General features: G+C 38.7%; 19 protein-coding genes, 2 riboswitches and 1 other annotated feature. Of the genes, 10 read left to right on the top strand and 9 right to left on the bottom strand.

Translation table 11 applies throughout. The features are described 5' to 3' along the window. The 3 genes from ybaK (at nucleotide 1) to ACVYAD_RS15590 (ending at nucleotide 3279) form a co-directional block, all read left to right on the top strand. Complete coding sequence (ybaK, locus tag ACVYAD_RS15600; RefSeq protein ID WP_476427063.1) at nucleotides 1-495, top strand: Cys-tRNA(Pro) deacylase; 495 nt, start codon at nucleotides 1-3, stop codon at nucleotides 493-495. A gap of 449 nt (nucleotides 496-944) precedes the next feature. Further along, on the top strand, nucleotides 945-2021 hold the full coding sequence (locus ACVYAD_RS15595) for a nucleotide kinase (protein ID WP_476427061.1): 1077 nt from the start codon (nucleotides 945-947) through the stop codon (nucleotides 2019-2021). A 58-nt stretch (nucleotides 2022-2079) separates the two neighbouring features. Then, the gene (locus ACVYAD_RS15590) at nucleotides 2080-3279 is read left to right on the top strand and encodes a glycine C-acetyltransferase (protein ID WP_476427060.1); all 1200 of its coding nucleotides are present in this window, start codon (nucleotides 2080-2082) and stop codon (nucleotides 3277-3279) included. A 155-nt stretch (nucleotides 3280-3434) separates the two neighbouring features. Here ACVYAD_RS15590 and ACVYAD_RS15585 read toward each other — a convergent pair whose 3' ends face one another. From ACVYAD_RS15585 to ACVYAD_RS15565, 5 genes are all read right to left on the bottom strand, one after another. Further along, nucleotides 3435-4586 (bottom strand): alpha-hydroxy acid oxidase, encoded by a 1152-nt coding sequence (locus ACVYAD_RS15585; protein WP_476427059.1) that lies wholly within the window; start codon nucleotides 4584-4586, stop codon nucleotides 3435-3437. Nucleotides 4587-4599: 13 nt separating this feature from the next. After that, nucleotides 4600-5271, bottom strand: coding sequence for a methionine ABC transporter permease (locus ACVYAD_RS15580; protein WP_476427058.1), 672 nt, complete (start codon nucleotides 5269-5271; stop codon nucleotides 4600-4602). After that, nucleotides 5264-6289, bottom strand: coding sequence for a methionine ABC transporter ATP-binding protein (locus ACVYAD_RS15575; RefSeq protein ID WP_349662013.1), 1026 nt, complete (start codon nucleotides 6287-6289; stop codon nucleotides 5264-5266). Before ACVYAD_RS15575 ends, ACVYAD_RS15580 begins: the two co-directional genes overlap by 8 nt. A gap of 104 nt (nucleotides 6290-6393) precedes the next feature. Then, the gene (locus ACVYAD_RS15570; RefSeq protein ID WP_476427057.1) at nucleotides 6394-7224 is read right to left on the bottom strand and encodes a MetQ/NlpA family ABC transporter substrate-binding protein; all 831 of its coding nucleotides are present in this window, start codon (nucleotides 7222-7224) and stop codon (nucleotides 6394-6396) included. 205 nt (nucleotides 7225-7429) lie between these two features. Then, a riboswitch (SAM riboswitch) is annotated at nucleotides 7430-7533 on the bottom strand. 348 nt (nucleotides 7534-7881) lie between these two features. After that, nucleotides 7882-9051, bottom strand: coding sequence for an aminotransferase class I/II-fold pyridoxal phosphate-dependent enzyme (locus tag ACVYAD_RS15565; protein WP_476427056.1), 1170 nt, complete (start codon nucleotides 9049-9051; stop codon nucleotides 7882-7884). A gap of 513 nt (nucleotides 9052-9564) precedes the next feature. Here ACVYAD_RS15565 and ACVYAD_RS15560 point away from each other — a divergent pair. Next, nucleotides 9565-10359 carry a carbon-nitrogen family hydrolase gene (locus tag ACVYAD_RS15560; RefSeq protein ID WP_476427055.1) on the top strand — a complete coding sequence of 265 codons (795 nt, stop codon included), beginning with the start codon at nucleotides 9565-9567 and terminating at the stop codon, nucleotides 10357-10359. Between the two features lie 73 nt (nucleotides 10360-10432). On the opposite strand, the gene ACVYAD_RS15555 is transcribed toward ACVYAD_RS15560, so the two are convergent. After that, nucleotides 10433-12001, bottom strand: a complete 1569-nt coding sequence (locus ACVYAD_RS15555; RefSeq protein ID WP_476427054.1) for a PucR family transcriptional regulator — start codon at nucleotides 11999-12001, stop codon at nucleotides 10433-10435. A 226-nt stretch (nucleotides 12002-12227) separates the two neighbouring features. Between ACVYAD_RS15555 and ACVYAD_RS15550 the strand changes: the two genes are divergently transcribed. The 3 genes from ACVYAD_RS15550 to ACVYAD_RS15540 are packed head-to-tail and all read left to right on the top strand — an operon-like array spanning nucleotide 12228 to nucleotide 16575. Then, nucleotides 12228-13637, top strand: a complete 1410-nt coding sequence (locus tag ACVYAD_RS15550; RefSeq protein ID WP_386829978.1) for an amino acid permease — start codon at nucleotides 12228-12230, stop codon at nucleotides 13635-13637. A 24-nt stretch (nucleotides 13638-13661) separates the two neighbouring features. Then, nucleotides 13662-15191, top strand: coding sequence for a CoA-acylating methylmalonate-semialdehyde dehydrogenase (locus tag ACVYAD_RS15545; protein ID WP_476427053.1), 1530 nt, complete (start codon nucleotides 13662-13664; stop codon nucleotides 15189-15191). Nucleotides 15192-15216: 25 nt separating this feature from the next. Further along, a complete protein-coding gene (locus tag ACVYAD_RS15540; protein ID WP_476427052.1) occupies nucleotides 15217-16575 on the top strand; it encodes an aminotransferase in 1359 nt (452 codons plus the stop codon). Nucleotides 16576-16750: 175 nt separating this feature from the next. Here the strand turns inward: ACVYAD_RS15540 and ACVYAD_RS15535 are convergent, their stop codons facing one another. After that, nucleotides 16751-17920 carry an FtsW/RodA/SpoVE family cell cycle protein gene (locus ACVYAD_RS15535; RefSeq protein WP_476427051.1) on the bottom strand — a complete coding sequence of 390 codons (1170 nt, stop codon included), beginning with the start codon at nucleotides 17918-17920 and terminating at the stop codon, nucleotides 16751-16753. Between the two features lie 459 nt (nucleotides 17921-18379). Here ACVYAD_RS15535 and ACVYAD_RS15530 point away from each other — a divergent pair, with 459 nt between their 5' ends. The 3 genes from ACVYAD_RS15530 to ACVYAD_RS15520 all read left to right on the top strand — a co-directional run bounded on the left by ACVYAD_RS15530 (nucleotide 18380) and on the right by ACVYAD_RS15520 (nucleotide 23286). Next, on the top strand, nucleotides 18380-20053 hold the full coding sequence (locus ACVYAD_RS15530; protein WP_476427050.1) for a methyl-accepting chemotaxis protein: 1674 nt from the start codon (nucleotides 18380-18382) through the stop codon (nucleotides 20051-20053). Between the two features lie 349 nt (nucleotides 20054-20402). Then, nucleotides 20403-21356: an L-threonine 3-dehydrogenase gene (locus ACVYAD_RS15525; protein ID WP_079559321.1), complete on the top strand. Its 954-nt coding sequence runs from the start codon at nucleotides 20403-20405 to the stop codon at nucleotides 21354-21356. 304 nt (nucleotides 21357-21660) lie between these two features. Beyond that, entirely contained in the window at nucleotides 21661-23286 is a 1626-nt protein-coding gene (locus ACVYAD_RS15520; RefSeq protein WP_476427077.1) for a long-chain fatty acid--CoA ligase, read from the top strand. Nucleotides 23287-23327: 41 nt separating this feature from the next. On the opposite strand, the gene trpB is transcribed toward ACVYAD_RS15520, so the two are convergent. Beyond that, complete coding sequence (gene trpB / locus ACVYAD_RS15515; RefSeq protein WP_349660707.1) at nucleotides 23328-24491, bottom strand: tryptophan synthase subunit beta; 1164 nt, start codon at nucleotides 24489-24491, stop codon at nucleotides 23328-23330. Between the two features lie 59 nt (nucleotides 24492-24550). Continuing rightward, nucleotides 24551-24751, bottom strand: a binding site (T-box leader). An 89-nt stretch (nucleotides 24752-24840) separates the two neighbouring features. Beyond that, nucleotides 24841-25323 carry a QueT transporter family protein gene (locus tag ACVYAD_RS15510; protein WP_079559325.1) on the bottom strand — a complete coding sequence of 161 codons (483 nt, stop codon included), beginning with the start codon at nucleotides 25321-25323 and terminating at the stop codon, nucleotides 24841-24843. A 6-nt stretch (nucleotides 25324-25329) separates the two neighbouring features. Then, nucleotides 25330-25374, bottom strand: a riboswitch (PreQ1 riboswitch). Nucleotides 25375-25508: the final 134 nt, after the last annotated feature.

The following is a 25508-nucleotide window of genomic DNA, read 5'->3' as shown; positions in this document are numbered from 1 at the left end:
ATGGCGAAGGCAAAGCATGCGAAAACAAATGCGATAAGATTATTGGAGCAACAAAAAATACAGTTCGAAGTAATTGAATATGAGACTGGTGACGGCCAAGTTGACGGAATATCGGTTGCAGAAAAAATTGGTCACCCAGTTTCTCATGTTTTCAAAACATTAGTAGCAAAGGCAAGTGCACAAAAGCTCTTTGTGTTTGTTATCCCTGTAGCAGATGAGCTTGATTTAAAAGCTGCTGCAAAGGTTATCGGAGAGAAAAAAATCGATATGCTCCCGGTCAAGGAGTTACTTGGTTATACAGGCTATGTACGAGGCGGATGCTCGCCAGTCGGCATGAAGAAGCTTTATCCGACTGTGATCGATGCGTCGGCTCAAGAGCAAGGAAGTATTATTGTAAGTGCCGGAAAAATTGGCATGCAAATCCACGTACAGCTAGATGATTTAGTCGCTGTGACAAAATCAAAGATTGCATCAATCACCACTACCCAAAAATGATATGCTGGGTAGTTTTTTTATTGGCATTTTGCGGATGAATCACTTAGATAAGCAGTAGACTGCTAGCTAAGAAGGAGAAACACTTAGGTAACTCGAAAATGCTCTGCAAGTCGGTCGATATCCATGAATTTGAGAACATTACTTTCTATTTTGTTTTTTTATGGTAGGGGCAGGAGCAAATGCAACTGTTATTATTACTCCTAAATATAAAGGATACTTTAAAAATTCATTTGTTGAATAACCCAATAAATAAGGTACACCTATTAACATCATTGTTAATACCAATTAAACAATCCCAATTTTTTTTATCATACATTTCCCTCCAAACGTAAAAATTCGACTTTATCTTGGATATTCCTTTTTTATCTTATGTGAAAAATTAAAAGTAGCTTTTCATTTTTTTTAAGGTTCCTTCATATAATGCAAGGCATAAGAAAGGGGGATCGAAATTGAACGGAAATGTGACTTATTACTATGGACACGCACTGACTGGGCAAGGAGTTAAACATTTATATAAAGAACTGATGGATGAGGCAGAATTAGTTTATATTTTGCAGGGTGCACCGACGTTTAAAGGATCTGAGCTTCTTAAAGAGCTTGGGTATTTTTATGTGAAGCAGGGCTTTGCGGTGGAGTGGTTTAAGCATGCTTTGCTGGAGGATGTTGTAGAGGCAGTATACGTTCAAGGCTGTAATCGATTATTTGTATGGTCATCGGAGTGGGGGATTGAACCCACTTTTCTTGGCACAAAGCATCGGGTGATGTCATTTTATGATTGCTTAGAAGAAGTTCAGCTTGAAAAGGTTGGCGAACAGCTTGCTAATACGATGACGGAACGAGAGTCATGGCGTGAGAAGTGTATTTCGTCGCTTACTAAAGCTATAAAGATTCATGATGATTGGGAAGTAGTCACACAGAGCTGTATGAACTGGGAGGCATTAAATGACCAGGTTGAAAATTTAAAGGCAGATGTTTTCCAATCGATGGTCTTGAACAAAACAGGTGTGCGCACGCACCGCTTACTCGGAACATTAACACCGAGGGGGGCCGAAAATACAGTAGATAGTATAACGAAAAATGTATCTCGGAGATTGATGATCAAAGGAAAACCGGGTACAGGTAAATCTTCGTTAATGAAAGGTTTGGCAGACGAAGCGAATGCGAGAGGTCTCGATGCGCAAATTATTTGGTGTGGGTTGGATGCAAACTCTGTTGATATGGTTCTTATCCCGGAATTAAATTTCTGCATCTTTGATAGTACGGATCCTCATATCTTTGATCCCGAGGACGGCAGACTAGGGGATGAAATTTTCGATATAGGGAAACATTGTGCAATTTCACAGAAAGCAGAGGCGCAAATTGAAGATATTCGAGCAAATTATAAAGAAGCAATGCAAGATGCCATGGGTTATTCGAAACGTTATGCGGAAGCGGAGTATACAGTCCGTCGGCTAATCGATAATTGTCTATCGTCATCTCTATGGCGAGAAAAAACTGCCCCACTATTCGAAAGATTAACAAAGTAATTTTTCTTATAACATGCATGTGCTACACTAGGAGCTAGAACAGTTTTCCTAGGAAAGGATGATACGCTTGTCAAAAGTATTGAATGCATTTTTAGATGAAAACCTACAAGACTTACATGAACAAGGCTTATACAATGAAATTGATCCAGTAGAGGGAGCAAACGGACCCATTATTCAGGTACGTGGCAAAGATCTAATTAATCTATCCTCAAACAACTATCTTGGCTTAGCAACGAATGAAGAATTAAAGCGTATTGCCAAAGAAACAATAGAGACATACGGTGTGGGGGCTGGAGCAGTCCGTACGATTAACGGTACACTTGATTTACACGTAAAATTAGAGGAAAAGCTTGCTGAGTTTAAAGGAACAGAGGCAGCGATCTCTTATCAATCTGGTTTTAACTGTAATATGGCAGCTATTTCAGCTGTTATGGATAAAAATGATGCGATTCTTTCAGACCAATTAAATCATGCTTCGATTATCGATGGCTGTCGTTTATCACGTGCGAAAATTATTGCCTATAATCACTCCGATATGGATGATTTACGTGCAAAGGCAAAGGCCGCAACAGAATCAGGCTTATACAATAAAATCATGGTTATTACGGATGGCGTATTCTCAATGGACGGTGATATTGCAAAATTACCAGAAATCGTCGAGATTGCGAAAGAGTTTGATTTAATAACATATGTAGATGATGCGCACGGATCAGGGGTAACAGGTAAAGGGAAGGGTACTGTAAAGCATTTCGGTTTAGAAAAAGAAATCGACTTCCAAATTGGTACACTTTCTAAAGCAATTGGTGTTGTTGGTGGGTATGTAGCAGGTAAGAGAAATTTAATTGACTGGCTAAAAGTGCGTTCTCGTCCATTTTTATTCTCAACAGCATTACCACCAGGTGATGTTGCTGCGATTACAGCGGCAGTGCAAATGCTGATTGACTCAACAGAGCTTCACGATAAGCTTTGGGAAAATGGCGATTATTTAAAAACGGGTCTTGCTAAATTAGGCTTTAATATCGGCGAATCTGAAACGCCAATTACACCATGTATTATTGGTGATGAAAAGCTTACACAGGAATTTTCACGTCGCCTATTTGAAGAAGGCGTCTACGCTAAATCAATCGTTTTCCCAACGGTTCCAAAAGGCACAGGACGTGTTCGTAACATGCCTACAGCGGCACATACAAAAGAAATGCTGGACGGCGCTCTAGCAATCTATGAAAAAGTCGGTCGTGAACTAGGCGTTATTCAATAAAAAATTGGGCTATCTCAATAGTGAGGTAGCCCAATTTATATTAATGTTCCGATAAATCGGTGAAACGTTCCGATAAAATCTGTAATTGTTCCGATAAAACGCAAATTTATTCCGATAAATCTTTTATCTCCATCTCAAACTGCCGGACGATTTATTTACGCTCCATCTTTTTTCACTAATGTGATATCACGTAGTCCTTTTATTGATATTGCCCCCGCTAAAGCGATGGAAACTTTTAATTCATCATATAAATTCGTCATTACTTTTTCGACTCCTTGCTGCCCATCTAATGCTAGTCCGTAGACGAAGGGACGACCAATGGCAACAGCATCAGCTCCTAAAGCGAGTGCCTTAAGAGCATCCATTCCACGATATACACCGCTATCTAAAATAACAGGAATTCGTCCTTTTACAGCTTTCACAATATCAGAAAGGGCATCGAGTGAACCAATTACGCCATCCAATTGGCGACCACCGTGGTTTGATACGATAATACCGTCAATGCCGTTTTCAATAGCTAGTTTTGCGTCTTCAGGATGTAAGATTCCCTTCAGTAAAATAGGGAGATTAGAACGGCGCTTTAATTCACGTACATTCTCCCAATTTAATGTAGGATGGAACACATTTTGCAAAACGCCCTGTATATATGACTCGAATGAATCATCTGGTAAAGAAGCAGTAAAAACAGGATCATTCATATAGTTTCCTCGAGCATACCCAAGTTTTAAAGGTGAAAATTGATTGCGAACATCTTCTTCGCGCCAGCCAAGCATGACGGTATCTACAGTTAAAACAATAGCCTCAAAACCAGCAGCCTCAGCTCGGGCTGCCATGCTATATGCAATTTCCTCATTTGTTGACCAATATAATTGAAACCATTTAGTAGCAGTAGGGGCTGTTTGTGCCACATCTTCAAGTGCATAGCTTGAAACTGTACTTTGAATATAAGGAATTTTTAACTGATCAGCCGCACGTGCAACGGCAAGCTCTCCCTCGTCATGTGCCATTTTGTTCATGCCAACAGGAGCAAATAAGAGCGGAGTTGGATGTACTTTTCCGAACAGCTCAATCGATGTATCAATACTTGAAACATCCTGTAAAAAGCGTGGAATAATAGAGTATTTTTCAAAGGCGGCACGGTTATTTCGTAATGTTTGTTCACCCCCAGCACCTGAACGAATGTAGCCAAACGGACCAGCTTCCATCTTTTCAGCAACAGCCTTTTCTAAATCTGCAAAGCAAATAGGGAAGGGGGCTTGTGCATTTATATTTTTTAACAGTAGATCACCATGTGTTGTTTTTGTCATCGTAATCCTCCTATCAATCTTTCTTTAGTTTCGCAGCAAAGCGGTTACCCATTGATTGAATAATCTGAACAAGGATGATTAAGATAAACACTGTCGCATACATCACATCGACCTCATAGCGTAAATGACCGTAACGATATGCGAGATCACCTAAACCACCAGCACCAACCATTCCAGCCATTGCTGTTGCTCCTATCAGACCGATTGTGGCAATTGTTAAGCCTAAAATAATGGATGGACGAGCCTCACGTAGTAAGACATTCCAAATGATGTGACGACGTTTAATACCCATTGCTGTATAAGCTTCCACAACACCTGGATCAACTTCCAATAGTGCCGTTTCCATAAGTCGCGCAATATAAGGCGCTGTATAAACAACAAGCGGCACAATAACACCTTTTACACCAATAGTTGTGCCAACGATCAGCTTCGTGAACGGTAAAATGAAGAATAGTAATATAATGAACGGTACAGAGCGAATAATATTAATAAATAAATTGAAAAATTGATAGAGAAATTTATTTTCAAATGATTGCCCTGGTCGGGTTAAAACGATTAAAAGCCCTAAAGGGATCCCAATTAAAATAGAGAACAATAATGAAATCCCGACCATTTGAAAGGTTTCGATAATGGATTGCCCAATAACATCTGACCAGTCTGCAAAGAAGCTTTGAATGCTATTCATTTAATTCGCCTCCTAATTCCTCAACGTCTACCCCGTTTTCTGTAAAATATTTAAGTGCCTTTTCTACGATATGTGCCTCACCGTGAAGATGCACGACAATATTCCCGACGATGCCGTTTTTTAATTCAATGATATTGGCTGTTAAAATATTTGGTTGTACATCATAAACTTTGCTGACTTCTGCAAGTAATGGCTTCCCGGTACTTTCACCAAGGAATGTTAAACGAATCACACTTCCGGAAAGATTCAATTGCTCGATAAGGGAAGGAGATAAATTACGTTGAGAAATAGTGTTTAAAAACTTTCGTGTCGTTGGGTGCTGAGGCTTCGAAAATAGTTCTATAGCAGAGCCATATTCCACAACCGTCCCTGATTCAAGAACGGATACATCATCGCAAATTTTTTGAATAACATTCATTTCATGTGTAATGAGTAAAATAGTGATGCCCAGTTCACGGTTAATTTTTAAGAGAAGCTCAAGAATAGCGTCAGTTGTTTCAGGATCGAGAGCACTTGTCGCTTCATCACTGAGTAAAATCTCAGGCTCTTGGGCTAGTGCACGTGCAATAGCGACACGTTGCTTTTGACCACCCGAAAGCTGGCTAGGATAACTATCTAATTTCTCTGTTAGGCCAACAATTTCTGCATATTTTGCAACGCGTTTTTTCACTTCAGAGTCGTTATAGCCTAGAAGCTTTAATGGTACCGAGATATTGTTGTAAACGGTCGCTGTTTTTAAGAGATTAAAATGCTGGAAGATCATGCCGATTTTTTGACGCGTTTCGCGAAGGTCGTTTAAAGAAAGGGAAGTAATATCTACATTGTCGATCAATACTTTACCTGTTGTTGGACGCTCTAATAAATTAACACAGCGAATAAGGGTACTTTTTCCTGCACCACTGTAGCCAATAACCCCATGAATTTCACCTTTTTTGACATGTAGGTTAATGCCATCTACTGCTTTAACGATGCCTTTTTTAGTTTTAAATTCTTTTGTTATATTTTCTAGTTGAATCATACTGTGATATCTCCTTTCTAAGTCCTTTTATAAAGCAAGAATCTGCTAGCATTCCTATAGGAGTCTCGCAGATTCTTAATTTATGAAAGGCCCTTCATCGTTACTTACCAGCTTGGAATGATAGAACCTTTGAATTCCTCTTCAATAAATTTGCGTACTTCATCAGATTGATAGGCTTCAACAAATTTTTTAATCGCTGGGTCATCCTCGTTTTCAGAACGTACCGCGATGTAGTTTACATATGGAGAGTTAGTAGATTCTAAAAGAATGGAGTCTTTTTTAGGATCAATACCAGCATCAAGAGCGAAGTTCGTATTAATAGCTGCCACATCTACTTCACTAAGCTGCTTCGGAATTTGTGCAGCTTCTAATTCAATGAATTTAAAATTCTTTTTGTTTTCTTCCACATCGCGAGTAGAAGCTGTTAAGTCTGCACCTTCTTTTAATTTAATGATGCCTGCCTCTTGAAGAACAAATAGAGCACGAGCACCGTTTGTTGGATCATTTGGTAATCCGAAAGTAGCACCATCAGGAACTTCATCCAATGATTTATATTTCTCAGAGTAAATGCCCATTGGAGTTAAAATTGTTTTTCCTACTGGCACTAAATCTGTTTTGTGATCTTTGTTAAATGCATCGAGGAAAGGCTTGTGTTGATAGCTGTTTACATCAAGATCACCCTCGGCTAACGATGTATTTGGCAAAACATAATCAGAGAACGTTTTTAGTTCTACCTCTAAGCCATTTTCTTTGGCAACTTTTGCAGCAATTTCTGCAATTTGTTCGTGTGGACCAGAAGTTACACCTACTACAATTTTATTTTCATTAATAGCCTTACCTTGACTACCTTTATCTTCTTTAGTACCGCAACCTACTAATGCTGCTACTAATGTGAGACTTGCTAAACCTAGTAAAATTTTGTTTTTCTTTTTCATGAGACATACCTCCAAAGTTGTTTTATCGGTTTGTATAAAAAACAATTTCGCCTTGGCGTAATTGCTGTCCGGATTTTGAATTGTGCTAGCACAATTCATTCCTTTTTAAAATCCGTGACATTCGCCAGAGGCTTTTATCTTCATGTAAATGAAGATAAAAAAAACTCTCTTAAAAAATTAAGAGAGGCTCATAAAAAAGTGTCCTCTCTTATCTTTCAAACGATATCGTTTGCAGGATTTAGCACCTTCCTTAAAAAAGGAGGTTGCCGAGCTTCATAGGGCCAGTCCCTCAGCTACTCTTGATAAGAGATTTATAATATTTTTTTGTAAATCCGATAGGACTAATATAAATTATTGGTTATGGTAAGTCAATGGAATTTTTAAAATTTTTTATTTTATTACAATATTCCATTAAGGGAGATGGGTGGGAATGTTAGTGAGAGTCAACTATGTGTGGGGTGGGAGATATGAAACGCATTTTCATGGCTCTATGAGCGATTAGTGGGGTGGTGTGTCCGTATGAAGAAATGGGTTATGACCAATGTTATCCAATAGAAGAAGGGCTAGAGCTACCACAAAAGATAGTGAGATCAAAAGACTGTCCCTTAGCAAGCGTGAGCTGATGGGACAGTTTTTTTGATAGAGGGAATCAAATGTTCATGAGTTAAATAGGTTTAATTTTTCAATTCTGCTGACCGCTTCACGTAAGCGTTCTTCACTTACGAGTAAACCTACACGAACATAGCCTTCACCGTATTGACCGAAGCCATTGCCAGCAGCTACTGCGATATCAGCTTTGTTGAGCAATACATCAGCAAACTGCTCGCTTGTATAACCTAATGGAACAGGGAGCCATGCAAAGAAAGAGCCCTTTGGTGCCGTTACTTGCCAACCAATGCGCTGTGCTTCTTCGATAAGAACATTTCGTCGACGCTCATAAGTCGCTCTTAGCGTATTCGCGCAATCCTGTGATGCTGTAAGGGCAACCGCTGCTGCTTGTTGTACGGCAGGGAATTGACTACAAAATAGATGATCTTGAATAAGATTAATAGCCGCAACAATATCAGCGTTACCAACTGCAAATCCAATACGCCAGCCTGCCATATTGTATGTTTTAGATAATGTATACATCTCGATGCCGACCTCTTTGGCACCTTCCGCTTGCAGGAAACTAATAGGTTTCTTGCCGTCAAATCCAATTGCACCGTAAGCGAAATCATGTGAGACGATCATGTTGTGCTCTTTAGCAAAGCGCGCCGTTTCCTCGAAAAATTCAAGTGTTGCAGTACCACCAGTTGGGTTGTTCGGGTAATTTAAGTAAAGTAGCTTAGCCTTTTCTTTTACGTCATCAGAAAGAGCATGATAATCAGGCAGGAAATCATTTTCTGCAAATAGTGGCATAACTTCAAAATTAACATCACCTAATACAACACCAGATAAGTAATCTGGATATCCAGGATCGGGTAATAACATTGTATCACCGGGGTTTAAAACCGCTAATGGTAGCTCAACAAGACCAATTTTTGTACCACCAAGAATAGCTACCTCAGTTTCAGGGTCAATATCAACATTGTATTCACGTTTGTAGAAGTCTGCAGCTGCTTGACGTAATTCTACTAGGCCGCGGAATGGAGAATATTTATGATTTTGAGGGTTTTCAGCTGCCTCCTGTAACGCTTTTATAACGTGTTGGGGAGTGGGCTGATCTGGATTGCCTTGACCGAGATTGATAACATCGCGCCCTTCTGCTAAAGCACTATTCACTTTTTGCACCAATGCTGCAAAAAATTGAGTCGGGAGTTGCTGTAGTTTTTTTGAGAATTCCATGCATGTTCTCCTTTTTAGAAAATAATAATTGATGCAAATATTATTACTTTTTTTACTAATTGTCTAGAGTCTCAATTTATAAAGATGGACGCACAAAATACAAACAGAGAGCATGCGAGCCTAAGTACAAAGAAGATTCCGAACGTAATTATGCCTTGTCATTGTAACAACATCTGAGGCATCTTAACAATGCCCATAAAACATAGGTTTTGGCCTTACTTTTAAGCCCTTTAAAATAATATTTAATTTTTTTTTAATTACTGTAACTTTTATTAATCTTAATCGTACTAATTAATAGAATCTAAAACTAAGAGCAAAAATGATTAGTAAGATTCACTTTCGCGAAAAGGCCAGGGCTCACTTTATTGCTGAGATCCTGGTCTTTTTGTTTTTGTTCCAAAGCTGCTCTAAGCTCAGACAACAGCGATATCATTTTCAATTGTAGTATAATGAAATATAGAAAAGCACAAATGCAGTAAAAGAAATACTTTTGGGAGAAGGGGAGGAATTAAGATGAAAATTGGGTGTATCCAACTAAATGTTGGTTTTGGCAAAGTAGAAGAAAATTTTGCTCGTGCGGAAGAAAAGATTCGTGAAGCGGCAAAACAAGGTGCAGAAATTATTGTATTACCGGAAATGTGGAATACAGGCTATGCACTTGAAAAATTATCAGAGCTTGCAGATGTGAATGGAGAACGTTCGAAAGCATTTTTATCAAACCTAGCGAAAGAGCTTGGCGTACATATTGTTGGAGGCTCTGTTTCAACGAAGAAGGGCGATAAATTTTTCAACACGATGTATACGTTTGATAACAATGGTGAGTTAGTAGGTGAATATAACAAGGCACATCTTTTCCGATTGATGGACGAGCATTTATATTTAGAAGCAGGGGATGAAATGAATCGCTTTGCCCTTGGTGATATCGAGGCTGCAGGTGTGATTTGCTATGATATTCGCTTCCCAGAATGGCTACGTGCTCACGCTTTAGATGGCGCAAAAGTATTGTTCGTGCCGGCACAATGGCCGACGCCACGTATCGATCATTGGAACACATTGCTGCAAGCACGTGCCATTGAAAATCAATGCTTCGTGATCGCTGTTAATCGTATATCGAGAAAAGTAGAAAACTTTAATGGTCAATCAATGATTATTCAACCGTGGGGCGAAGTGCTTTGGGTTGGTGCAGAGGACGAGGAAGTAGCTGTCATTGACGTGGACTTTTCGATTGTCGATGAAGTACGAGGCAGAATTCCAGTTTATGACGACCGCAGACCAGCATTATATAGTGGAGTAGTTACCGAAAATTAAAATCTGATAGCACGCTCATAGCGATTTTGAGCGTGCTATTCTTCAACATCACTGATCAATCATAAACATGTAGTTAGTTTTTATCCTCAATTAAAGAATTGGCGAGCAACATAAATTCAAGCGTAATTCGATTATGCCCCTTCATGAAATTTTTCCCTAAAAGACTTTCAAGCTTTTTTAAACGATGGTAGAGTGTTTGGCGTACGATGAACAGTTGGTTAGCGGTTTGTTGTTTAGAGCCGTTCGTTTGCAAGTATACTTGCAGCGTTTCTAATAGCTTACTATTATTTTTTTTGTCGTATTCAATAACGGGCTGTAAATAATCTTGAATCACTTCCTGCAAATTTACTTGCATCTGTAATTTATAGATGAGGTGATACAAATGTAAATCATCATAAAAGTAAGATGTAGTTTGTACTTTACTGCAAATATACAATGTTTCGAGTGAAGTTTGATAACTCTTCGGTATTTCCTCTACGTCTGCTACGACTTTGCCAATGGCTACTTGATACCCTTGAATCATTTGTTTTTTATAAAAATCAGTTTTCTGCAGGGAAGAAACTAATGTATTTAATAATTCGCGACTCGATTTACTATCTTTCTGATGAAGTAAAATAAAAATGACATAGCTTTTCCTTTCGTATAGAAATGGTATAAATCCATTTTGCTCAAAAAGGTTTCGGTAGTAGAGCTTGCTGTAGACGACATCCTCTTGTACTTTAGAGACTGCATTAGGCATTGCTAACATAAAAACGGCCCCGCTAGAAAGCTTATAGCTAGAATGATAGCTGACGATAAATTTATAAATTTCCTCTTTCGATAGTTTTTGATCGATCCAATCTCCTAAAATAGAGGCATCCTCAATGTCCCTTTTCTCTTCAATATAAAATTCTCTCATTAACAGCTGTGCCAAGGCAGTAGCTGTACGGTCTAAAATAAGTAATTCAAACTCTGAGAATAGACCATCTTCTCTATAGAGCGTTAAATCTGCATAATGCTGGTCAAAAATAAAGATGGGCTCATTTTTAAACACGGTTGCTGATTTTTCCAGCGTAACTAGTTGTTGGCGCTTAGTATGCGGCATATTTGGAAAAAAGATAGGCTCTCGACCTTTAATAGAAAAGATGATTTGTGTCTTCAATTCATGATACATATTTTGTAAAATTTCTTCTGCGTTTTGTCCTAATAGAGCATTTTTATTTAATGTTTGAGAGTAGGATTCTAAAGTAGAGATCATTAAATATTGTTGATTCATAATTTGACTATGTAAATCTTGTGTAATACGGACGAAAGGAACCGTGTCATGAAAAACGATAATAGGGAAGCTATGACGGTTAGCAAGAGCTACAATCACTTCCGGGATGGTCTGTATGGAAGTCCCGTATTCAATGCATAGTGCCGCGCAATTTTTTTCGATTAAAGATTCTACGAAAAAGATAAAGTTTTCGATGCTGTGCTGAAGGCTGATCCCCGTTGTTAAAACTAATTCATCACCAGCTAGAAAATTATCTACTTGTATAATTTCAATGACATGAGCCCACTTTACAATTCGTAATAAACCATCATCACCAGCTACGACCTCTGCACTTTGGAAGTATGTGTTTTCTAATACATCCTTCACTTGAAGCTTAAATTGACTCATGTTACCCTCCCTCCTTTTAACATAGATATTTATCTAGTTTTCTCATTAATGTATTATTTTTGCTGAAATTAACTTGAATATTGTATTTTTAGAATGTTTAGTCTATTTTACATTATGTTTAAAACAAATGCATAGAATTTTACAGTCTGTCTATACCTTCATTTCTATGTAACATGTAAAATTTTTGTAAGCGGTAATCCAATCTAATAAAAGAGGTGAGCTGAATATGGAGCAACAAACGCAATTACAGAAAGGGTTAAAGAAAAGGCATATGACGATGATCGCGATTGCGGGGGTTATCGGAGCAGGTCTATTTATGGGAAGTGGCTCAGTAATTAACCTTGCCGGCCCTGGCGCAATTTTATCTTATATATTTGCGGGCATTATCGTTATTCTTGTCATGCGAATGCTTGGAGAAATGGCAGCTGTCAATCCAACAAGTGGGTCTTTTGCGCATTATGCACATGAAGCCATTGGTCCGTGGGCAGGTTTTATGATTGGTTGGTTATATTGGTTTTTCTGGGTTGTTGCTATTGCTTTAGAGGCAACTGCAGCAGCTGCAATCATTCAATATTGGTATGACGGGATTCCTTTATGGTTACTAAGTCTTTTATTAACTGTCGCACTTACTTTAACAAATGTCATTTCCGTAAAAGCTTTTGGTGAATTTGAATATTGGTTCTCTCTTATTAAGGTTGCGAGTATTATAGCTTTTCTTGGACTAGGTGCATTCATTATTTTTGGTATCGCACCTAATTTTAATGCAGTAGGTACTGCTAATTTGATCGGTGAGGGTGGCTTTTTACCGAATGGTTTTGGAGCAGTCCTGATGGGGGTAGTTATTGTTATTTTCTCCTTTATGGGCACAGAAATTGTGGCCATTGCGGCAGGGGAATCTGACGAACCGTTAGCAGCGGTGACAAAAGCTACGAATTCAATTACTTGGCGTATTTTGATTTTCTACGTGGGATCGATAACGGTAGTTGTCACATTATTACCTTGGCATTCCTCAGATATTTTAACAAGTCCCTATGTAGCAGTGTTGGATTACATCGGAATTCCCGCAGCTGCACAAATCATGAATTTTGTTGTATTAACAGCGGTTTTATCTTGCTTAAACTCTGCGCTTTACGCTACATCTCGAATGGTATTTTCTTTAGCGGAGAAGGGGGAGGCCCCAAAAGCATTTTTGAAATTAAATAAAAAGGGTGCACCTGTTAATGCCATATTAACAGCGACATTCTTCTCTTATATTGCCGTTATTATGAACTATGTTTCACCAGATAAAGTGTTTATGTTTTTACTTAGTTCATGTAGTGCAATTACATTGATTCTTTACTTAATCATTGCGTTTTCACAATTAAAAATGCGCCGGAAAATGGAGAAAGAAAACCCCGAGCTATTAAAAGTGAAAATGTGGTTATTCCCATATTTAACGTATTTCACAATCTTGGTTATAACAGCATTACTGATCGCCATGTTCTTTATTGAATCGATGCGTTCACAAATTTTATTCACATGCATTGTAGTGGCAGTAGTGATGATTTTCTATTTAGTTACACAAAAGAAAAAGTCGCCTAACCCGGTAGATGAGGCTAGCTCTATTTTCCAAAAGGAAGAGTTGGATTTTGAATAACTATAAACGAGGAGTGGGGAAATTATGACAGTTCAGCAAAAAATGAAAATATTATCACATTTTATTAATGGTGTTGAAACAGCCGGTACTAGTGGTCGCTACGCAGACGTGTATAATCCAACAATAGGAGAGATCATTGCGCAAGTACCGTTAGCAACTAAAGATGAAGTGAAGCAGGCTATCCAGCTAGCGAAGGCAGCATTCCCTTCATGGAAAAAGACATCGATTGGCAAACGGGTTGAGGTTTTACATCGTTTCCGTCAGTTATTAGTAGAAAGACAGGATGAGCTCATTGAAGTCATTTGTGAGGAAAGTGGGAAAACGAAGGAAGATGCAAAGGGCGAAATTGTTCGTGGCATTGAATCCGTAGATATGGCAATCAGTTCCCCGCAAATGCTGAAGGGAGAATACTCGGTGAATGTAGGCGGCAATATTAATGCCTTCTCTGCAAAAGCCCCACTTGGAGTTGTTGCTACAATTGCTCCATTTAATTTCCCTGTTATGGTGCCATTGGCAATTACAAGTATGGCGGTTGCAGTAGGAAATGCAGTGATTTTAAAGCCATCTGAGCGTGTGCCAATCTCGGCATTATATTTAAGTAAGTTATGGAAAGAGGCAGGACTGCCAGATGGAATTTGGACAGTCGTTAATGGTGATAAAGAAGCGGTTAATGAACTGCTTGAAAATAAAGAGATACAAGCAATTTCATTTGTTGGATCCACACCTGTTGCGGAATATATTTATCAAACAGGGACGAAGAACAATAAACGTGTCGCTGCATTTGGTGGCGGGAAGAACTTTATGATTGTAATGCCCGATGCAAACCTAGAGCAAACAGCTAATGCCTTTTTAGGTGCAGCATTTGGAGCGGCGTCTCAGCGTTGTATGGCTATTTCTGGAGCAATCGTCGTTGGGAAAGATACGGAACAACGCTTTACAGAAATATTGAAGGACAAAATCTTGAAATTAAAGGTTGGTCCATATACAGATAGCGAGGTAGATTTTGGCCCAGTTATTACGCAACAATCAAAAGAGTCGATTCTTCGATATATCGATGGTGCTGTTGAAGAAGGGGCTAACCTTGTAACGGACGGCCGAAATCCGAAAATATGCGAAACGTCTAAAGGCTTTTTCCTTGGACCGACATTGTTAAATAACGTAACTCCACAAATGACTATTTTTAAAGAGGAAGTTTTTGGCCCTGCTCGCATTGTTGTAGGCGTCGAATCCTTACAAGAAGCTATTGATTTAATTAATGACCACGAACTTGGAAATGGTGTCACGATGTTTACGAGCAGTGGTTCGGCGGCGCGTAAATTCCAGGAAGAAATTGAAGTAGGAATGGTAGGTGTTAATGTTCCGATTCCGATTCCAGTTGGCTATCACAATTTTGGAGGTTGGAAGCGCTCTAAGTTTGGTGAAGGGCATATGTTTGGACCGGACCAAGCACGATTCTTTACGAAAGCGAAAACGATTTCGGAACGCTGGCCTGATGAAACAGAGGATACGGCAAGTTCATTTGCGTTTCCAAGCAATAACGATGTGACTAAGTGAAAAAAACTAAAAGGAGTGTATAGATATGGTTCAAGTAAATCTTAAAAGTGATATTTTAAAGAAAGATGAACAATATGTATGGCATTCAATGAAACCTTACAATCCACAAGCGACATATGTAGTAGAAAAATCAAATGGTGCGAGGATCGTCGATACAGATGGCGTTGAATACATCGATGCAATGGCAGGTTTATGGTGTGTAAATGTAGGCTATGGACGCAAGGAATTAGCAGATGTTGCCCATGAGCAAATGATGAAAAACGCTTATGCTCCTTTATCGCAGGGGCATTTACCAGCAGTTGAACTGGCAGAAAAAATCAATGAAATGCTTGGTGGAGATTATGTTATTTTCTTCTCTAATAGTGGGTCAGAGGCTAATGAAACTGCGTTTAAAATTGCACGTCAGTATCATCAACAAAAAGGAGAAAGCTCTCGCTATAAAATCGTTTCTCGCTACCGTGCCTATCATGGGAATTCTTTCGGAGCATTGGCTGCGACAGGGCAAGCGGAACGCAAATATAAATATGAACCATTATCTCCTGGCTTTATTCATGTAGCACCACCAGATCAATATCGAGAACACGAAAGTGATACACTTGCTCCAACAGATTTAGCAAGCGTTAAGGCTGTAGATAAGACGATGACGTGGGAGCTAAGTGAAACAATAGCCGCGATGATTTTAGAGCCGATTATTACAGGTGGAGGCGTCATTATGCCTCCTGAGAACTACTTAAAGGGCATTGAAGAAGTATGTAAAAAACATGGAGCATTAATGATTGTAGACGAAGTAATTTGTGGCTTCGGTCGAACAGGAAAGCCATTTGGATTCATGAACTACGGTGTAAAACCAGATATTATTACGATGGCCAAAGGGATTACGAGTGCCTATTTACCATTATCAGCTACAGCGGTAAAACGAGAAATTTATGAGGCATTCACTGGCTCTGATGCATATGGTTATTTCCGCCATGTTAATACATTTGGTGGGTCACCAGTCGCATGTGCGGTTGCATTAAAAAATATTGAGATTCTTCAGCAAGAAGCATTATTTGAAAGATCTACTGAGGTTGGAGCAACTTCCCTCCAAACACTGCAGCAAGCATTAGGTAATCACCCGAACGTTGGGGATGTTCGAGGCAAAGGCTTATTACTGGGCATCGAGTTAGTGTCAGATAAAACGTCGAAGGAGCCTTTACCAGTAGATAAAGTAAATGCTATTATTGCTGCATGTAAGGAGCAGGGTGTTATTATAGGTAAAAATGGTGCAACTGTTGCAGGCTTTAATAACGTATTAACATTATCTCCACCACTTAATATTGTACAAGAGGATCTTGATACAATCATAAAAGTTGTGATTGATAGTATTCATAAAGTGCAGGCATAATATAAAATCTAAAAGTAAAGCTGTCTCAAAAGTCGTAAAAACTTTTGAGACAGCTTTTTGAATGTCTTATAGCATAAGAAAGGCAAGGCGGAGTAGGAGTATGAACAAAGCTCCTCCTGCTAGGAATAGCAATAATAAAATTCTCTTTTTAATAATGTTGTTCATACCCTTCACCTTACTCTTTTGTTGTTTTAAACATGTAGCCGCTATATGAATTATAGATAATCATCACAATACCCATTAACATGAAATTGGAGATGAGTGAACTACCACCATAGCTTAAAAATGGCAATGTCATACCTGTTACAGGTAAAAGTCCAATGGTCATACCGATATTTTGTGTAATTTGGAAAGCTAATAAACTGGCAATACCGGCTCCCATCAGCGTCATAAATGGGTCCTTTGCTTCTACTGTAATAAGAACTATACGGTAAATAACAAAGAATAAAAGAACAATGACAAATGCCCCTCCGATGAACCCGAGCTCTTCAGCAATGTTCGCAAAAATGAAATCTGTATGCTTTTCCACGACATAGACATCATTGTTCATGTAGCCTTTTCCGGTAAACTGTCCTGAACCAATTGCCGAAAAACCCTGCCTTGTTTGAAAAGATGAGTCCGGATATTCATTAGGCTGCAACCATCCATAAATGCGAGAAACTTGATGCCTTGATAATTTATTTAAAATTTTATCTGTAAAAAAATCATTGAATTTTACATAAAGAATAACCATAACGCTGAGAATTGATACTGGGATAGCTGTGAAAATGATTAGCAATTTTCTTTGTATACCTGAAAAGAAAAGCATCGGTACAATCATCGACATATATAGCATGACCATGCCCGTATCAGGTTGCTTGTAAACAGCAAGCGTAGGTGGAAGAGTGATAACAGCGATGATTAAGAGTAGCCGCATATCTGTTAAAAAGGTAGGGCGCACATATTTTTCTCTATGCGCAACAATAACCTTACTGACCACGATTAAAAACGCCAACTTTAAAAACTCTGATGGCTGAATGGATCCTAACACAGGGATATGGTACCAACGTTTCGCTTCATTGACAGTGCGGGCTATACTTTCGGGGGCAATGAATAAGCCAAATGTTAACAAGACCATCGCCCAATAAAATGGCCAGCCTATTTTTTTTAGCTGCTCAATATCAAGTGTTGCTACTCCATACATAATGAAAAATCCGATTAGGTAATAAAAAAGCTGCTTTATAATGAACGAGCTTGTATACTGCTCAAACACCGTGCTACTGGAATGGACAAATAGACAACTAATAATACCGAGTAATGACAAGCTAATGACTAAATTTTTATCTAACTTCTTGAACTGTAACATTCAAACACCCCCTTTTTTAATCAACTTCGCCTTGTTGTAATTGTTGCTGACGCTTCGCTTTCGCACAGAAAAAACAATTGTTGCTGACGCTACGCTTTCGCACAGAAAACATTGTGGTTTAACATATCTGCATTCATCTCACTACCTTTCGAAAGGAGCGTTTTCTACTGAATGAAGATAAACCAACTATTAATAGGCGACGATTGGTAAGAATGGAAGGTTGCAGGGGAGTGAGGCTCTTCACCATAATGTGGAGGTAATTTCCGGATCGTATGGGCGTGTTGCTAAAGGTATTTGATGAGGACTAATATCACGTTACCAAGAGGGGAAAATGCACCTATTATAGTAGAAGTAATGGGATAAATTTCATAACTCTTCGCGAAATCTTTACAAAAACAAAACACTAGCTTTATATTGTCATACTATTATTATTGGTAAGAGTTGGAGAAGGAGCCGAAGATGATGCGTTTTTTTCGATACATAATGGTGAAGGACAAGCTACTTGTACTGATGATTGTTTGTGTACTATCGAATGTATTGCTAGGTATTTTTAGCGTTGATTATTTACGGAAAATGTCATGGCATGCAAGTGAAAGCTATACAGAAGGACTTGTGCCGATCGGATGGTTAAATGAACTAGAAGAATCACAACGACAATTAGATTATTTAGTGAGTTCAGCTAGGGATTATCGAGAAATGTCTGACATTTTAATAAATGCTGAGCAGCCTTTAAATCATTTAGAAAGTGTAGAAATCGATAAAAAGATGAACCATCAGATGAAGAAATTGAAGACCTTGCTAGCTCAGCAAGTAGACTTGATTAATCGTTATAAGCAATTGGGGCACAATGAACAACAATCATTTTATGCGCAGTCGTATTTGCCTGTAAGTCAGCAAAGTCATTCATTATTAGAAGAAATTCAAAACTATTTGGTTCAGAAGGCTACGGAACAGCAACAGACATATCAGAAAGATGTGCAATTTGGTTATTGGCTATTAGGCGGAGTATGTTTATTTGTTGTTTTGCTAGTCATCTGTATAGGATTTATAGCAACAAAAGCTGTGAATATACCGACGCGCCAATTGAAGTCATTATTAAAGCGTGCAGAGCAGGGTGACTTCACCGCGAATGCTAGTTATGTGGCACAGGATGAGCTTGGCGAAGTCGTATTGTCTTACAATCAAATGGTCACAGAGGTGAAAAGACTACTTCACACAGTATCAAATAGTGCGCATGAGGTTGAAGAAATGACAGGGAAACTGCAGAAATCCTCCGAGCAATCGTCTAACACGACACGTAAAATTGCAAAGGATGTGCAGTCCATTTCAAATTCAACTGCTGCTTCTACTGAGAAATTAGCTTCCAATACAGCATCGCTAGAGGAAGTGCTAAATGGTGTGCAAGTGATTTTAGAAAAAGTACAGGTTGTTGAAAACTTTGCTCATAAAACTGCACGTGATGCAGAAAGTGGTACGGAAATTGTACAGGCAAATTTAACACAAATACAAGCTATTAAACGTGCAGTTGAAAAATCGAATACTGCCATTTTCAATCTTGTAGAAAGAGCAGCTACAATCGATCAAATGGTTGAGGTGATTGAAAAAATTACAGCGCAAACAAATCTCCTAGCCTTAAATGCATCTATTGAGGCTGCTAGAGCAGGGGAGCACGGTAAAGGATTTGCGGTTGTGGCCAATGAAGTACGAAAGCTCGCGGAGCAGACAGTCCACTCAACAAAAACGATTACGTCCATCGTACAAAACATTCATTTAGATTCTAGCTATGCTGTGCAAATGATGGATGGAGTGTTAGTCGCAACTGAAAAGGGCGTACAGGTTACCGGGGATACAGCAACAAGCTTTGATCAAATTTTAGAAAAAGTACATACAATGAAGCCGTATATAGTGGAAGTATCTGCAACCGTTCAAGAAATTGCTAACCATACGAAAAAAGTTAGTGATGATGCGGCAATGTTAACATCATTTTCGGATACAAATGCAGCATCAACTAAACATGTAGCTACTTTAACTACTGATCAGTTAACCGCGCAGCAGCAATTCCATGATTATATTAAAGAGCTACATAAAGTATCGAAAGTTTTACAAATAGCCGTAAAGCGCTTCTCAATTTAATAAGAACAAAAGGACCTTTCTTTGAATACAAGGGAGGTTCTTTTTTTGGGGCAAGTAGGGGCAAGGATCATTTCAATGTACAATGCTATTATAAAAAAATGAACAAATGTACTTTTCGGGTGTACATATGTATTTTGTATGTTTGTCTAGCACAATATTTTGTAGGGCTCATATACTGATAGTAAAGGATTTTTACTGTCTGTCTTTCAAAATTCTAAATATTATGGTTGTATTTTTAATATGAACAAATTATAATGATAATCATCAGAAGTGTTGTTAAATCAATGTTTGTTTATATATTAATGTACTCTTGAGAAGTGCAATTGTTCACAGGTGGAGGTTTGGAGAAATGAAAAAGATAATGGTTACAGGTGCGCTAGGTCAAATAGGTTCTGAGCTTGTAGAAAAACTTCGTGGTATTTATGGAGAGGACAATATATTAGCGACAGATATCCGGAAGCTTGAGCATTCTAAAGGTCCGTTTGAAGTATTGGACGTGACAGATGGACAAAGAATGCATGATTTAGCGAAAGATTTTGGTGCAGATACAATGATGCATTTAGCAGCGTTATTATCAGCAACAGCGGAAAAAAATCCATTGCTTGCGTGGAATTTAAATATGGGTGGTTTAATGAATGCGTTAGAAGTATCACGTGAGTTAAACTTGCAATTTTTCACGCCGAGCTCAATAGGCGCGTTCGGTCCGTCGACACCGAAGGATAATACGCCACAGGATACATTACAGCGTCCAACAACAATGTATGGGGTAAATAAAGTTGCTGGTGAGCTATTATGTGATTATTATTTCGATCGATTTGGTGTAGATACTCGTGGTGTCCGCTTCCCAGGGTTAATTTCATACGTAACTCCTCCAGGAGGAGGAACGACAGACTATGCAGTAGAAATCTTCTATGAGGCGATCAAGCAAGGAAAGTACACGTCTTATATTCAAGAAGGTACGTACATGGACATGATGTACATGCCAGATGCATTGCAAGCTATTGTAGATTTGATGGAAGCCGATAGTAGCAAACTAATCCATCGCAATGCCTTTAATATCACTGCAATGAGCTTCGAGCCATCTGAAATTGCGGCGGAAATTAAAAAGCATTTGCCACATTTCCGTATGGATTATCATGTAGATCCAGTACGTCAAGCGATAGCAGATAGCTGGCCAAATTCTATAAATGTAGAAGCAGCACAAAAAGAATGGGGCTTTAAAGCACAGTATGACTTAGCAAAAATGACAGTTGATATGCTAGAAAAATTAAAAATCAAACTGCAAACAAAAGCTTGTTCATAAATAAATACCTAAAAATCGGACGAAGAATTTAATTTCTTCGTCTTTTTTATTTTGATTAGGCTCATCGGAATAATGGAAATCAACTTATAAACATGGTAGACGTTTTAACAAATGTCACCCTCAAATTATTGTCGCTTTTTAGTAAAAGTTAACAATAAAAAGAAAATTATTGGAATATATAGCGTAATTTATAATTTTCCAATATAATCATATTCAGAATATTAATAGTATTCAATTAAATTAACTATTAATATTTCACAAAGGTAAAAAAGGAGTTCACTAGAAGAGGGGATTGATGGTTTTTATGATGCAGACGCCGTTAGTATTAACAAACTTTATTAAACGAGCAGAAAGCTATTTTGCTAGAAAGACTATTGTTTCTCGGACGAGTCCACAGAAGATTCACCGTTTAACATATGGAGAATGGGCGAAAAGAACGCGTCGCTTAGCGGATGCGCTCACAAAGCTAGGGATGACAAGAGGAATGAAGGTTGGCTCCTTTGCTTGGAATCAGCATCGCCACTTAGAGGCTTATTTTGCGGTGCCATGTTCCGGCGCTATTTTGCACATGGTGAATATTCGTTTATCAGAAGAGCATTTAATTTATATTATTAATCATGCAGAAGATGAAATTTTAATGATTGATGTGGACTTGCTACCAATCATCGAAAACATTGCGCCTGAGCTTAAGACAGTGAAACATTATATTATTATGACGGACGAGGATACTTTGCCAGAAACGACATTACCGAATGCCTTATCCTATGAGGATATATTAGCAGCAGCAGATGAAAACTATCAATTCCCAGAGGATATAGGGGAAGAGGAGCCTGCTGGAATGTGCTATACAAGTGCTACAACAGGAAATCCAAAAGGGGTTGTATATTCACATCGAGGTCTAGTGCTACATAGTATGATGCTGAGTATGTCTGATTCAATGGGCATTTCTGAGCGTGATGTCGTGATGCCAATTGTACCGATGTTTCATGCAAATGCATGGGGCCTACCATTTGCTAGTGTCAATGTAGGTGCTACACAAGTATTGCCGGGCCCACAATTCACATCAGCAATCATATTGGATTTAGTAGAGCAGGAGAAGGTTACATTAACAGCTGGGGTACCGACAATTTGGATTGGTGCGTTGCAGGAACAGGAGAAGCGTGAGCGAGATATAAGTTCGTTACGTGCTATTTGTTGTGGCGGGTCAGCTTCACCTACTCGACTTATTCGTACATTTGAAGAACAATATGGCATTCCGTATATTGTCGTGTATGGAATGACTGAAACTACTCCAATTGTAGCGTTATCAAATTATATGTCTTGGATGGATGAATGGCCTATTGAAAAGCGTATTGAATCGCGAGCAATGCAAGGAATGACGATGGCTGGTATTGAATCGAGTATTATCAATGACAATGGGGAAGTGCCGTGGGATGGAGAGACGATGGGTGAGTTACGTTTACGAGGTCCGTGGATTTCACACGAGTATTATCGGGATGAGCGTACCAATGATGCCTATCGAGACGGTTGGTTATATACAGGTGACATTGCGGTACGAACAGAGGATGGCTTTATCAAAATAACAGATCGTACGAAGGATTTAATTAAGTCGGGTGGAGAGTGGATATCCTCGGTTGATTTAGAAAATGCATTAATGACTCATGACGCTGTGCTGGAAGCAGCAGTTATCGCAATTCCGCATGTCAAATGGCAAGAACGCCCGTTAGCTTGTGTAGTATTGAAGGAAGGAATGTCAGCAAGTGAAGAGGAGCTTCTTGCATTTTTAGAAAGCCAGTTTGCAAAATGGTGGGTACCAGACGATGTAGTATTTTTAGATGAAATACCAAAAACATCAGTTGGAAAGTTTCTGAAAGCTAGGCTTCGAGATAATGTAGCAGAAATTTATCCGAAATTAGGTTCACTCGTATAGATTAAAGAGCGATTTCCACAAAGGGAAGTCGCTCTTTATCTTTATTTATTTAGCATTTGGAATACTTGTTCAACGTCTTTGTCTCCACGACCAGAGATATTGATAATAATGCTTTCTTCCGGGGATAATGTTGGCGCAAGCTTAAGTGCATGAGCCACGGCGTGGGAGCTTTCAAGTGCAGGAATAATGCCTTCAACCTTTGATAGCACTTGGAATGCTTCGAGCACCTCTTCATTTGTCACTGTTACATATTCTCCGCGACCAATTGTTTTTAAATAGCTATGCTCTGGACCAGCTCCAGGATAATCTAGTCCAGCGGCAATCGAATAGGTTGGTAATGGATTGCCTTCTGCATCTTGCAGTACTAAACATTTGAAGCCGTGTAATTCACCCGGTGTTCCTTCATTTAATGTGGCAGCCTTATCTGGCTCAATACCGATGAGGCGAACGTTTTCATCTGCAATATACTCTGCAAACGCACCGATCGCATTACTACCGCCGCCGACACAAGCAAGTACTGCTGCTGGTAGCTTGCCTTCTTTTTCTAAAATTTGTTCGCGACTTTCACGGCTAATAACGGATTGGAAATGCTTCACCATTGAAGGGAACGGGTGAGGCCCAACAGCAGAACCTAGTAAATAGAAAGTCGTCTCGTAGTTTTCTACTAAATCAGCAAATGCTTCATCCACTGCATCCTTTAATCGTCCTTGACCTTTATCAACAGCTACTACCTTTGCACCAAGAAGCTCCATACGGAAGACGTTTAATGCTTGGCGTTTTGTATCCTCTAAACCCATATAAATTGTGCAATCCATTCCGAACATTGCACAAGCAGTTGCTGTTGCTACACCATGCTGACCTGCACCTGTTTCGGCGATAACACGATGAGCACCCATGCGCTTGGCCAATAAAATCTGTCCAAGAACGTTATTAATTTTATGTGAACCAGTATGGTTAAGATCTTCACGTTTTAAATAAATCTTTGCGCCACCTAATTGTTTTGTTAAATTTTCAGCGAAATAAAGTGGAGATTTGCGTCCAACATATTCACGGAAATAATAATCCAGCTCTTTATTAAAGTCTTCATCGTCTTTATATTTTTGAAAGTTTTCATCTAAAATACTTAAAACATTTTGAAGCTCATCGGGAACAAAGCTACCGCCAAATTCACCAAAATATCCTTTTTTCTCTGCTACTGTACTCATCTTCTCTCGACTCCTCTATCTAATTTTTCCATAAAAAAAAGCCACTACAATCCTTCTGTAAAAAGGACGAGTAACCGTGGTGCCACCTTCATTCGCAATAATTGCGCGCTTTCGTACTCCGATAACGGGGAGTAACTTCGTCCTCACATTTGATGAGGCTGCTCCAAAGTCCATTCACAAGTAGGTACTACTGATTTGCACCAACCATCAGCTCTCTTTAAGTACTAGCGCTTGCTACTATTCTTTTTCCTAGCATTTATTGAAATGAATTGTAGGATATTTTCAGAATATTGTCAAGGTGTCTTCCAAGAAATAAAAAAAGACGAATCTAAAAGATCCGTCAATAAAATTAAATTAAATTTTTGAAGTTTAAGCGTTTGTTCAATACATACATAATCGGTGCACCAACCGCCAAGACAACAAATTCACCTGCAGCAACAGTTAACCATGTCCAGAAGAATGGTAATTCTAACGCTAAATTCAATTCAAATGCAATGATGAACATTGTACAAGTAAATAAAAATGTATTAATGATTAAACGTGCCCAAATATTTTTGACAAATTTACAAATAAGAATGAGCAACCCAAGAGTAATCATCGAATGGCCTACACCGAAAACTAAATCGTAGATGCCGAGTGGTGAAAAGAGGTTAGAGATGAATACACCAATAATGATCCCAACGGCAAAGCGTGGATTAAACGCAACTAAATGGTTAAACATTTCCGATATTCGGAACTGCACCTCTGTAAAGCCAAATGGCGCGACTAATAATGTAATAGCAATGTAGAGTGCGGCAATAATGCCACTCGTTGCTAAAAATTTTATTTTCATATTTATTTCTCCTTAGTTTTTTTACGTGGGATGGTTACGAACCACGTGAAGCAAATGCAATCATATCAATGTTCATGCTTATTTGTAAATAGCTACGTGTAAAAAATTATAGTATTAACGATAATAATTTGATCTTTGTCAAAGTTTTTTTATGACAATGCCTATGAAAAGGGGCTTGTACACCT

This window comes from Lysinibacillus sp. G1-3, from assembly GCF_056322905.1.
This window is presented reverse-complemented; position numbering and strand designations above follow the sequence as displayed.